The sequence below is a fragment of the Nocardioides sp. CCNWLW239 genome, assembly GCF_037137035.1.
Taxonomy (GTDB): Bacteria; Actinomycetota; Actinomycetes; order Propionibacteriales; family Nocardioidaceae; genus Nocardioides.
In genome coordinates this window covers 524,124-534,944 of the sequence record NZ_JBBBNW010000003.1, presented here as the reverse complement: position 1 = coordinate 534,944, position 10,821 = coordinate 524,124, and the positions used below count along the sequence as shown (strand labels likewise).

Annotated in this window: 12 protein-coding genes; 1 reads left to right on the top strand and 11 read right to left on the bottom strand. The window is 70.8% G+C overall.

Features of this window, described 5'->3' with window-relative positions; all coding sequences use genetic code 11:
- Position 1: 1 nt before the first annotated feature.
- The 11 genes from yajC to xylA form a co-directional block, all read right to left on the bottom strand.
- Positions 2-364: a preprotein translocase subunit YajC gene (yajC, locus tag WBG06_RS14360; protein WP_336737508.1), complete on the bottom strand. Its 363-nt coding sequence runs from the start codon at positions 362-364 to the stop codon at positions 2-4.
- Between the two features lie 87 nt (positions 365-451).
- Positions 452-1,549 carry a Holliday junction branch migration DNA helicase RuvB gene (gene ruvB / locus WBG06_RS14355; protein ID WP_336737507.1) on the bottom strand — a complete coding sequence of 366 codons (1,098 nt, stop codon included), beginning with the start codon at positions 1,547-1,549 and terminating at the stop codon, positions 452-454.
- A 6-nt stretch (positions 1,550-1,555) separates the two neighbouring features.
- Positions 1,556-2,155: a Holliday junction branch migration protein RuvA gene (gene ruvA / locus WBG06_RS14350; protein WP_336737506.1), complete on the bottom strand. Its 600-nt coding sequence runs from the start codon at positions 2,153-2,155 to the stop codon at positions 1,556-1,558.
- On the bottom strand, positions 2,152-2,676 hold the full coding sequence (gene ruvC / locus WBG06_RS14345) for a crossover junction endodeoxyribonuclease RuvC (RefSeq protein WP_336737505.1): 525 nt from the start codon (positions 2,674-2,676) through the stop codon (positions 2,152-2,154). Before ruvC ends, ruvA begins: the two co-directional genes overlap by 4 nt.
- A 177-nt stretch (positions 2,677-2,853) precedes the next feature.
- Positions 2,854-3,621 carry a YebC/PmpR family DNA-binding transcriptional regulator gene (locus WBG06_RS14340; protein ID WP_336737504.1) on the bottom strand — a complete coding sequence of 256 codons (768 nt, stop codon included), beginning with the start codon at positions 3,619-3,621 and terminating at the stop codon, positions 2,854-2,856.
- 116 nt (positions 3,622-3,737) lie between these two features.
- On the bottom strand, positions 3,738-4,310 hold the full coding sequence (pdxT, locus tag WBG06_RS14335; RefSeq protein ID WP_336737503.1) for a pyridoxal 5'-phosphate synthase glutaminase subunit PdxT: 573 nt from the start codon (positions 4,308-4,310) through the stop codon (positions 3,738-3,740).
- Positions 4,307-5,203 carry a pyridoxal 5'-phosphate synthase lyase subunit PdxS gene (gene pdxS, locus WBG06_RS14330; protein ID WP_336737502.1) on the bottom strand — a complete coding sequence of 299 codons (897 nt, stop codon included), beginning with the start codon at positions 5,201-5,203 and terminating at the stop codon, positions 4,307-4,309. The genes pdxT and pdxS overlap by 4 nt, the downstream gene beginning before the upstream one ends.
- A gap of 78 nt (positions 5,204-5,281) precedes the next feature.
- Entirely contained in the window at positions 5,282-6,070 is a 789-nt protein-coding gene (locus tag WBG06_RS14325; protein WP_336737501.1) for an inositol monophosphatase family protein, read from the bottom strand.
- Complete coding sequence (gene pgsA / locus WBG06_RS14320; protein WP_336737500.1) at positions 6,067-6,687, bottom strand: phosphatidylinositol phosphate synthase; 621 nt, start codon at positions 6,685-6,687, stop codon at positions 6,067-6,069. The genes WBG06_RS14325 and pgsA overlap by 4 nt, the downstream gene beginning before the upstream one ends.
- 179 nt (positions 6,688-6,866) lie before the next feature.
- Positions 6,867-8,261: a xylulokinase gene (xylB, locus tag WBG06_RS14315; RefSeq protein WP_336737499.1), complete on the bottom strand. Its 1,395-nt coding sequence runs from the start codon at positions 8,259-8,261 to the stop codon at positions 6,867-6,869.
- Between the two features lie 23 nt (positions 8,262-8,284).
- Positions 8,285-9,442: a xylose isomerase gene (gene xylA / locus WBG06_RS14310; RefSeq protein WP_336737498.1), complete on the bottom strand. Its 1,158-nt coding sequence runs from the start codon at positions 9,440-9,442 to the stop codon at positions 8,285-8,287.
- A gap of 132 nt (positions 9,443-9,574) precedes the next feature.
- Here xylA and WBG06_RS14305 point away from each other — a divergent pair, with 132 nt between their 5' ends.
- A complete protein-coding gene (locus WBG06_RS14305; RefSeq protein ID WP_336737497.1) occupies positions 9,575-10,762 on the top strand; it encodes an ROK family transcriptional regulator in 1,188 nt (395 codons plus the stop codon).
- Positions 10,763-10,821: the final 59 nt, after the last annotated feature.

Genomic DNA, 10,821 nt, shown 5'->3' with positions numbered 1-10,821 from the left:
GTCAGTCCTTCTTGTCGAGATCCACGATGACGCTGTCGGCGTCTGCCGAGGTCTCCTCGGCCGAGGCCTCGACCTCGTTCGCCTCCCCCTCGTCGGACTCATCCGCGGGTGCCTCGGTGACCTTCTGGGCCACGGCCTGGCGCACGACCTGGATGACGACGCCGTCGGCGATCTCCACCTTGATGTTCGTCGTCGTCTCCTCGACCTCGGCGACGGTGCCGAAGAGGCCGGAGGTCAGCATCACCCTGTCGCCCGGCTGGAGGTTGAGCTGGAGCTCACGAGCCTGCTTGGCACGCTTCTGCTGCGGCCTGATCAGCAAGAAGTAGAACAGGACGATGATGACGATAAATGGCAGGAATTCCACGGGGGTTCGGCTCCGACAGTCTCAGGGGTCACCGGCAGTCGCACGGCGACGTGCAAGTCTAACCAGGCACCTGGTTGGGAGTGTGATTCAGGGCTCATCCCAGAGCGTCTCCACCGACCAGGCCGCGGCCTCGGTGTTGGCGGGCACCGGCAGTCCGAGGTGGGTCCAGGCGGCCGGGGTGGCGACACGGCCCCGCGGCGTACGGGCCAGGAAGCCGGAGCGGACCAGGAACGGCTCGGCCACCTCCTCGACCGTCTCGCGCTCCTCCGCCACCGCGACGGCGAGGGTGGAGATGCCCACCGGGCCTCCCCCGAAACGGCGGCACAGCGCGTCGAGAACGGCCAGGTCGAGGCGGTCCAGACCGAGCGGATCCACCTCGTAGAGGTCCAACGCCTTCTCCGCGACCTGCTGGGTGACCGTGCCGTCGGCCTTGACCTGGGCATAGTCACGTACGCGACGCAGCAGCCGGTTCGCGATCCGCGGGGTGCCGCGGGAACGGCCGGCGATCTCGGCGGCGCCGTCGTCCTCGAGACGGACGTCGAGCAGCCCTGCCGAGCGGCGCACGATCAACTCGAGATCGGCGGGGTCGTAGAGCTCGAGGTGGCCGGTGAAGCCGAACCTGTCCCGGAGCGGGCCCGGGAGGAGCCCCGCGCGGGTGGTCGCGCCGACCAGCGTGAACGGCGGGAGGTCGATCGGGATCGCGGTCGCGCCCGGCCCCTTGCCGATCACGACGTCGACCCGGAAGTCCTCCATCGCCAGGTAGAGCATCTCCTCGGCCGGACGGCTCATCCGGTGGATCTCGTCGACGAAGAGCACCTCGCCCTCGTTGAGCCCGCTCAGGATCGCGGCCAGGTCGCCGGCGTGCGTGATCGCCGGCCCGGAGGTGATCCGCAGCGGCGCCGACATCTCGGCGGCGATGATCATCGCCAGGGTGGTCTTGCCGAGCCCTGGAGGCCCGGAGAGGAGTACGTGGTCAGGGGCCCGCTCACGCTGCCGCGCCGCCTCCAGGACGAGGCTGAGCTGCTCGCGGACGCGTTGCTGGCCGATCAGCTCGTCGAGGCTCTTGGGGCGCAGCGCCGCCTCGACGGCGCGGTCGTCGCCGTCGGCCTCCGCGATGGTGAGCGAGGAGCTGTACCCATCAAAGCGGGACTCGTCCTCTGCCCGGTCCAGGTCGTCCTCGTGCATGGGTCCTTATGCCTTCGACAGCGTGCGCAGGGCTGCTCGCAGCAGCAGCGAGATGTTGGCCTGGTCGCCCGCTTCGGGCTCGATCGCGGTGACTGCCTTGTCCGCGTCGCGGGCGTTGTAGCCCAGACCGATGAGGGCCTCGGTGACCTGGTCGCGCCAGGGCGCGGCCGCGCTGGTCGGCGCCGGCGCCGAGGCGGTGCCGGTGGGTGCGCCGACCCGGTCCTTGAGCTCCAGGATGATCCGCTGGGCCCCCTTCTGGCCGATCCCGGGGACCTTGGTCAGGGTCTTGGTGTCCTCGCCCGCGATGGCCAGGCGGATGCCGTCGGGGCTGAGGACGGCGAGCATCGCCTGGGCGAGCTTCGGGCCGACACCGGAGGCGGTCTGGAGGAGCTCGAAGAGGGTGCGCTCGTCGGTGTCGGTGAAGCCGAAGAGGGTCAACGAGTCCTCGCGCACGACCAGGCTGGTCGGCAGGTGGGCCTCCTCGCCGGTGCGGAGCGTGGCCAGCGTGTTGGGCGTGCAGAGCAGCTCGATGCCGATGCCGCCGACCTCGACGACGGCGGTGGAGAGACTGACGGCGGCGACCTTGCCGCGTACGGACGCGATCATCTACGGACCCTTCCGGCCGCGGCGACCGCGGCTTCGATGCGGTTCTGGGCGCCTCCGCGCCACTGGTGGGTGATGGCCAGCGCGAGCGCGTCGGCCGCGTCGGCGGGCTTCGGCGGGGTGGAGAGCCGCAGGATCCGGGTCACCATCGCGGTCACCTGCGCCTTGTCGGCGCGGCCGTTGCCGGAGACGGCGGCCTTGACCTCCGAGGGCGTGTGCAGCGCCACCGGGAGACCGCGTCTGGCCGCGCAGACCATCGCGAGGCCGCTGGCCTGGGCCGTGCCCATGATCGTGGAGACGTTCGAGCGCGCGAAGATCCGCTCGATCGCGACCGCGTCGGGCCGGTGCTCCTCGATCCAGGCGTCGATCCCCTTCTCGATGCTCACCAGCCGCTCCCAGACGGGCAGGTCCGAGGACGTACGGATCACCCCGACGTCCACCATCGACAGCGGCCGGCCCAGCGAGCCGTCGACCACGCCCATCCCGCACCGGGTCAGGCCGGGGTCGATCCCAAGCACCCGCACGCCGCACTCCTTCGTCTGATCGAACGCCTGTTCGTAGCGTACAGACTAGGACTCGCCTCCCGAGCCCCTGACACGCCCCGCCGAGAAGTCGGGTACGTCGGCCGAGATGGCACCTCGGTGCCGTCTCGGCCGACGTCAGCGACCTCTCGGCCGACGGGGGTGACGCCTCGGCCCGGGTCAGGCGTCGACGGTCTCCATGACCTCGTCGGGGACGTCGGCGTTGGAGAAGACGTTCTGGACGTCGTCGAGGTCGTCGACGGCGTCGATGAGCTTGAAGACCTTCTCGGCGGCCGAGGCGTCGGCGACCGGGATGTCCATGCTCGCGACGAACTGGACCTCGGCGGAGTCGTAGTCGATCCCGGCCTCCTGCAGCGCGGTGCGGACCGCGACCACGTCGGAGGGGTCGGAGACGATCTCGAAGGACTCGCCGAGGTCGTTGACGTCCTCGGCACCGGCGTCGAGCGTGGCCTCGAGCAGGTCGTCCTCGGAGACCGTCTTGCCCTCCTGCGCCTTCGCCACGACGACGACGCCCTTGCGGTCGAAGAGCCGGCTCACCGAGCCGGGGTCGGCCATGGTGCCGCCGTTGCGGGTGACCGCGGTGCGCACCTCCATGGCCGCCCGGTTGCGGTTGTCGGTCAGACACTCGATGAGGAGCGCGACACCCTGAGGGCCGTAGACCTCGTACATGATCGTGTCGTAGCTGACCCCGCCGCCGTCGAGCCCACCGCCACGCTTGACCGCGCGGTCGATGTTGTCGTTGGGGACCGACTGCTTCTTGGCCTTCTGGATCGCGTCGTAGAGGGTCGGGTTTCCGGCCGGGTCGGGACCGCCGGTCTTGGCCGCGATCTCGATCGTCTTGATGAGCTTGGCGAAGAGCTTGCCGCGCTTGGCGTCGATCGCCGCCTTCTTGTGCTTGGTCGTTGCCCACTTGGAGTGGCCGCTCATCTGAAAACCGTCCTTTGCCCCGCGTCGTCGCTGTGCTTTGTCAAGCCTGTCGAGCCGCCACCGGAGTCGTCACAGGGCAGCAAGGCCCCATTCTAACTACGTGACGTTCGGCACCGTCAGCAGCAGGTGTCCAGGAACAACCGGTGCAACCGGTCCTCGGCGTTGACCTCGGGGTGGAAGCTGGTGGCCATCAGCCGCTCCTGACGTACGCCGACGGGGTGGCCGTCCACGCTCGCCAGCACCTCGACCCCGGGGCCGACCTCCTCGACCCAGGGGGCGCGGATGAAGACGCCATGGACGGTTCCGTCCAGCCCGGTGACCTCCAGGTCGGTCTCGAACGACTCCGTCTGCCGCCCGAAGGCGTTGCGGCGTACCGTCATGTCGAGCCCGCCGATGGTCTCCTGGCCTTCCGCCCCGTCGAGGAGGCGGTCGGCCAGGAGGACCATGCCGGCACAGGTGCCGAGCGCCGGCATCCCGCCCTGGACCCGCTCGCGGAGCGGATCGAGCAGCTCGAACGTACGCGCCAGGCGCCACATCGTGGTCGACTCACCGCCGGGGATGACGAGCGCGTCGCACGCGTCGAGCTCCTCGCGGCGGCGTACGGACGTTCCCTTCACCCCCAGGCGGTCGAGGGCGGCGAGGTGCTCGCGGACGTCGCCTTGGAGGGCGAGTACGCCGACGGTGGTCACCAGCCGCGCTCCGCGAACTGGATCGAACGGGCCGGCTCGTCGACGTTGATGCCGACCATCGCCTCGCCGAGACCGCGGGAGACCTTGGCGATCACGTCGGGGTCGTCGTGGAAGGTCGTCGCCTTGACGATCGCCTCGGCACGCTGGGCCGGGTTGCCGGACTTGAAGATGCCGGAGCCGACGAAGACGCCCTCGGCGCCGAGCTGCATCATCATCGCGGCGTCGGCCGGGGTCGCGATGCCGCCGGCGGTGAAGAGGACGACCGGGAGCTTGCCGTTCTCGGCGACCTCCTTGACCAGCTCGTAGGGCGCCTGGAGCTCCTTGGCCGCCACGTAGAGCTCGTCCTCGGCGAGCGCGCCGAGGCGGCGGATCTCCTTGCGGATCGTACGCATGTGGGTGACCGCGTTGGACACGTCACCGGTGCCGGCCTCGCCCTTGGAGCGGATCATCGCCGCACCCTCGGTGATGCGGCGCAGGGCCTCGCCGAGGTTGGTCGCACCGCACACGAACGGCACGGTGTAGGCCCACTTGTCGATGTGGTTCTCGTAGTCGGCCGGGGTCAGCACCTCGGACTCGTCGATGTAGTCGACGCCCAGGGACTGCAGCACCTGCGCCTCGGCGAAGTGGCCGATCCGGGCCTTGGCCATGACCGGGATGGAGACGGCCTCGATGATGCCGTCGATCATGTCGGGGTCCGACATGCGGCTCACGCCACCCTGGGCACGGATGTCGGCGGGTACGCGCTCGAGCGCCATCACCGCCACCGCCCCGGCGTCCTCGGCGATCTTCGCCTGCTCCGGGGTGACCACGTCCATGATCACGCCGCCCTTGAGCATCTCCGCCATGCCTCGCTTGACGCGCGAGGTCCCCGTCATATTCGTGCTTGTTGCCATGCGGCGATCGTAAGTCGGGAAGGGACGTACGCCACCCTCGGAAAGGCCTGGTCAGGCCACTGTTCCCGAAGTGGACTGCTAGGAGGCCAGTGCTTCCACCGCATCAGCCACCGCGGCCGGGGCGCCGGCCAGGGACCAGAGGACCCCGCCCGCCTCGACCTGGGCCGTGGTGCCGCCGACACCGAGGACGAGAGCGGTGCCCGGCAGGCGGTCCCAGTCGGGGACGGAGTGCTGGCAGAAGAGGTGGAGCTTGCCCTGGGCGATGGCGGCGAGGTCCATCGAGCCGGAGCCGAGGATCCGGATGGAGGCGGCTTCGGCAGCGACCCGCACGTACGCCTCGCCGGACGGGTGGCCCAGCTTGCGCGGGTGGAGGTAGGTGGTGAGGCACGCGTGCGAGAGCGGCGTGTCCGGGATCGCGTCGAGAGGGACTCCGTTTCGGGTGGTCGGGAGGTCGGGACCACCGACGTAGACGGCGTCCTCGGCCGGTGAGTAGACCGCCCCCAGCACGATACTGTTCACGTCTCCCGGGGCGCCGTCGGTCAGCGCCAGCGCCGAGCACCACCAGTCGAGGCCGCGTACGAAGTTGTAGGTGCCGTCGACCGGGTCGATGGTCCACACCCGGCCGGTGGCCGACTCGCGGGCGGAGCCCTCCTCCCCCAGGATGCCGTCGCCAGGGTGCTCGGTCGCGAGACGGTCGACGATCGCCTTCTCGGCGGCCTTGTCGGCAGCGGTGACCAGGTCGGAGACGGAGGTCTTGGTCTCGACCGAGTCGTCGATCCCCGACTGACGCATCGTCGCGGCGAGCGAACCCGCGTCGCGGACGAGCTCCGCGGCCAGGCGTACGTCTGCCTCGCTCGGCGCGGTCACGAGGCCGCCTCCTCGGCAAGGGCCTGGCGGCGGACGGTCCAGACCCGCTGCACGACGGTGATCGTCGAGGCGACGGCAAGGATCCACAGGGCGATGTAGATGAGCAGGTCGAGGGAGAAGATGCCGGCGAAGCCGGTCATCACGAGGACCAGCACGAGACGGTCGGCGCGCTCGGCGATGCCGACGTTGGCGGTGAAGCCCAGCGACTCTGCGCGGGCGCGGGCGTAGGAGGTGACCGCGCCCGTCACGAGGCACCACAGGGTCAGCGCGAGGTAGAGGTCGGAGTCACCCGGTCCGGCGAAGTAGAGCGCCAGCCCGCCGAAGACCGCTCCGTCGCCGAACCGGTCGAGGGTGGAGTCCCAGAAGGCACCGAACTTCGAGCTGCGTCCGACCGCGCGGGCCATGGCCCCGTCGATCAGGTCGCTGAAGACGAAGCAGGTGATGAAGATCGTGCCGGCCAGCAGCTCGCCGCGCGGGTAGAAGGCCAACGCTCCGACCGCTACTCCGATGGTGCCGACGAGCGTCACGACGTCGGGGCTGATCTTCAGCGCCACGAACAACCGGACGATGGGCGCGAGGACGACTCCCTGAACGAAGCCTTTGATGTGATCCAACATGGCGCGGCCACGCTATCGGATCACGCCGAGCCGTCACTCTCGCGCGCCGAAACGTCACGCACAATCTGCCGAGGCGTCACCCGCGCCGGCCGAGGCGTCGCTCCCGTCGGGCGAGAGGTCAGCGGGTGACCTCTCGCCCGACCGCGCTGACGTCTCGGCCGACGTACCTGACGCCTCGGCTAGATGCCTTCGGTGAGATCACGGACCTCGGCGTAGCGGGAGCGGACGGCGGGGTCGGGATCGGCTTCGTACGTCTGGGTGCCGGCGAGCTCCCAGGTCGGCGGCTCCTCGCCGCCGACGAGGGCCCAGGCGGCTTGGCGGGCCGCGCCGTCGGCGACGTACTCACCCGGCTCGGGAACCAGGACGGGGTGGCCGAGGACGACGGGGGCGAGACGGCGTACGGCCTCGGAGCGGGCCCCGCCGCCGACGAGGAGGACACGGTTGACCGCGACGCCCTGCGCCTTCAGCGCGTCGATGCCGTCGGCGAGGCCGCAGAGGAGGCCCTCGACGGCGGCGCGCGCGAGATAGGCGGGCTCGGCGGTCGACAACGTCAGACCGTGGATCACGCCACGCGCCGCAGGACGGTCGGGCGTGCGCTCGCCCTCCAGGTAGGGGACGAGGACCAGTCCCCCGGAGCCCGCGGGGGCCTCCAGAGCCAGCCGGGAGAGCTGCTCGTGGCTCACCCCGAGCAGACGCGTGGTGGCGTCGAGCACGCGCGCGGCGTTGAGGGTCGCGACCAGCGGGAGGTAGCGACCGGTCGCGTCGGCAAAACCCGCCACCGCGCCGGACGCGTCCGCCGTCGGTGTCTCCGAGACCGCGCACGCGACCCCGGAGGTGCCGATGGAGACGACCACGTCTCCGGGCTGGGCACCCACACCCAGAGCGGCCCCGGCGTTGTCGCCGCAGCCGGACCCGAGGAGCGCCCCACCACTCGTACGTCCCGCCGACGCCGTCGGCGCGAGCACCTCAGGCAGCACGACGTCGTCGCGCCCCAGAGCACGTTTGAGCAGGTCGCGACGGTATTCACCGGTCACCGCCGAGTAGTAGCCGGTGCCGCTGGCGTCGCTCCGGTCGGTGCGCAGCGCCGCCAGCCCCGGCGCCCCGGCGAGCTTCCACGTCAGCCAGTCATGAGGCAGACAGACCGCCGCGACCCGGGCCGCGGCGTCGGGCTCGTGCTCGGCCAGCCAGCGCAGCTTGGTGGCGGTGAAGCTGGCCACCTGCACCGAGCCGACGGCCTCGGCCCAGGCCGCGGCTCCCAGCTCGGTGTTGAGCGCGGCGGCCGCGGCGGCGGAGCGGGTGTCGTTCCACAGCAGGGCGGGACGTACGACCTCTCCGGCCTCATCCAGGCACACCATCCCGTGCTGCTGTCCCCCGACGGAGACCGCGGCGACATCGTCGAGGCCGCCGGCGGCCTCGACAGCGGAGGACAGCGCCGACCACCACGCGGCCGGGTCCACCTCCGTCCCGGAGGGATGCGGCGCGGAGCCGGAGCGCACCAGCGCCCCGGACTCCGCGTCACGGACGACGACCTTGCAGGACTGGGTCGAGGAATCGACCCCGGCTACGAGCGGCATGTCGACGAACCTAGACCGTCTCTCTAGCGCAGCCCGAGCAGGTGGTCCATGGCGAGCTGGTCGAGGTGCTCGAACCCGTAGCCGCGCGTGGCCATCGCCTCGATGTCGTAGGTCTCCTTACGGAGCGTCTCCAGCGACTCGCCCTCGGCCAGCGTGGGCGTGGCCAGGTCCGTCAGGCCCGAGGCGGAGAGTGCAGCGGTGACCTCGGGGTCGGATCGGAATGCGGCCGCCTTGGCCTTCAGCGCGAGGTAGTTGCGCATGCAGCCCGCGGCGGAGGCCCAGACGCCGTCCTCGTCCTCGGTGCGCGGCGGCTTGAAGTCGAAGTGACGCGGACCTTCGTAGCCGTGGGTCTCCAGCAGGTCGACGAGCGCGAACGCGCCCCGCAGGTTGCCGGCACCGAAGCGCAGGTCCTGGTCGAAACGGGGGCCGTGCTGGCCGTTGAGGTCGATGTGGAAGAGCTTGCCCGCCCACAGCGCCTGCGCGATGCCGGCGGCGAAGTTCATCCCGGCCATCTCCTCGTGACCGACCTCCGGGTTCACGCCGACCATCTCGGGGTGCTCGAGGCTCTCGATGAAGGCCAGCGCGTGGCCGATCGTCGGCAGCAGGATGTCGCCGCGTGGCTCGTTGGGCTTGGGCTCGATGGCGAAGCGCAGGTCGTAGCCCTGGGAGATGACGTAGTCGCACAGCAGGTCGACGCCCTCGCGGTAGCGGTCCAGCGCGGAGCCGATGTCCTTCGCGAACGCCGACTCGGCGCCCTCGCGCCCGCCCCACATCACGAACGTCTCCGCACCCAGCTCGGCGGCCAGGTCGATGTTGCGAGCGGCCTTCGCGAGCGCGAAACGACGCACAGAGCGGTCGTTGGAGGTGAAGGCGCCGTCCTTGAAGACCGGGTGGCTGAACAGGTTGGTGGTGACCATCGGCGTGACCAGCCCGGTCTCCGCCAGCGCCTTGCGGAAGCTGGTCAGTGCGGCGTCACGCTCCGCGTCGGTGGCGTCGAAGGCGAAGACGTCGTTGTCGTGGAACGTCACGCCCCACGCGCCGAGCTCGGCGAGCTTGTGGACAGCATGGGCGGGGTCCATCGGCGGGCGGGTGCCGGGACCGAACACGTCGACGCCTTCCCAGCCGACGGTCCACACGCCGAAGGTGAATTTGTCGGCCGGGGTGGGGGTGTATTCCGTCATCGCATCCTCGCTTTAGTTCATGACTCGGACTATCTAGACAGATGAAACGCGACGTACGTCACATTGTCAACCGGTGGCGGTGAATCTGTCCCCTGGTTGACCACAAGTTCAGAACTTGGTCTAATCCCGATCATGACGGTCAGAGCCGAGCCTGCCCAGCACGCCGGGATGCGGGCGAGCAACCTCGCTCTCGTGCTCGGCGAGGTCGCCCGCACCAGCCCGGTCTCCCGGGCGCAGGTCGCGGCCCGGACCGGACTGACGAAGTCGTCGGTGTCCGGGCTGGTGACCGACCTGATCTCCGCCGGGCTGATCGTCGAGAGCGCCCCTGCCGCCGCCGAACGCGGCCGGCCCGCCACCGGGCTCGGCCTCGCTCCCGGTGGCGCCGCCGGGCTCGGCCTGGAGATCAACGTCGACTACCTCGCCGCCGTGGTGACCGACCTGACCGGCGCGCCGCGCTACCACCATGTCGTACGCCGCGACAACCGCGACCGTGCAGCCGACGAGGTCGTCGCCGACCTCATCGAGGTGGCCCGCACGGCCACCGCCAGCGCGGCCTCCCAGGGCCTGCCGCTAGCCGGAGGCTGTGTCGCCGTTCCCGGGCTGGCCGTCGACGGCACCCTCGTACGCGCACCCAACCTCGGCTGGCCGGAGGTCGATCTCGCGGACGCGGTGGGCGAGGCGACCGGGCTCGAGATCGACGTGCAGAACGAGGCCAACCTCGCGGCTCTCGGCGAGATGTGGTTCGGCGCCCATCAGCACGAGGGCGAGCCGCTGCGGGACTTCGTGCACGTCTCCGGCGAGATCGGCATCGGTGGCGGCATCGTCATCGGTGGCGAGGTCTTCCGTGGGGCTCACGCCGGCGCCGGCGAGCTCGGCCACGTCGTCGTCGCCCCCGACGGCCCACGGTGCGGCTGCGGCGGCCACGGCTGCCTGGAACGGATGGCCGGCCAGCAGGAGATCCTCGCCCGAGCGGGCGTGGCGACGATGTCCGACCTCACCCGGGCCTGCGAGGCGGGCGACCGGGCCGCTCTCGATGCGGTCACCGACGCGGGCCGCCACCTAGGGGTCGCGCTCGCCTCGGTCCTCACCCTCCTCGACCCCGCCGCGATCGTGCTCGGCGGCGCGTTCGCCACCCTCGCACCCTGGCTCGCTGCGGCTACCTCGGCGTCGGTCAGCCACCACACCGGCGCCGCCGATCCGCCGGCACTGCTGGTCTCCGGCCTCGGCAGCGACGCTGCCGTGCGGGGAGCCGCCGGGACCGTCGTACGCCGCGTGATCGCCGACCCCGCGGCGTACCTCACCCGACACACACCCCGCTGAGTCGGCCCGTCTTGACCTAAGCCCATGCCGAGTCGGCCCGTCATGACGGGCCGACTCGG

Excerpts from the sequence above, each read along its gene's own strand:
- ruvB (WP_336737507.1), bottom strand. The coding sequence starts at position 1,549 with ATGCACGAGGACGACCTGGACCGGGCAGAGGACGAGTCCCGCTTTGAT.
- ruvA (WP_336737506.1), bottom strand. The coding sequence starts at position 2,155 with ATGATCGCGTCCGTACGCGGCAAGGTCGCCGCCGTCAGTCTCTCCACC.
- WBG06_RS14340 (WP_336737504.1), bottom strand. The coding sequence starts at position 3,621 with ATGAGCGGCCACTCCAAGTGGGCAACGACCAAGCACAAGAAGGCGGCG.
- pdxS (WP_336737502.1), bottom strand. The coding sequence starts at position 5,203 with ATGGCAACAAGCACGAATATGACGGGGACCTCGCGCGTCAAGCGAGGC.
- pgsA (WP_336737500.1), bottom strand. The coding sequence starts at position 6,687 with ATGTTGGATCACATCAAAGGCTTCGTTCAGGGAGTCGTCCTCGCGCCC.
- xylB (WP_336737499.1), bottom strand. The coding sequence starts at position 8,261 with ATGCCGCTCGTAGCCGGGGTCGATTCCTCGACCCAGTCCTGCAAGGTC.
- xylA (WP_336737498.1), bottom strand. The coding sequence starts at position 9,442 with ATGACGGAATACACCCCCACCCCGGCCGACAAATTCACCTTCGGCGTG.
- WBG06_RS14305 (WP_336737497.1), top strand. The coding sequence starts at position 9,575 with ATGACGGTCAGAGCCGAGCCTGCCCAGCACGCCGGGATGCGGGCGAGC.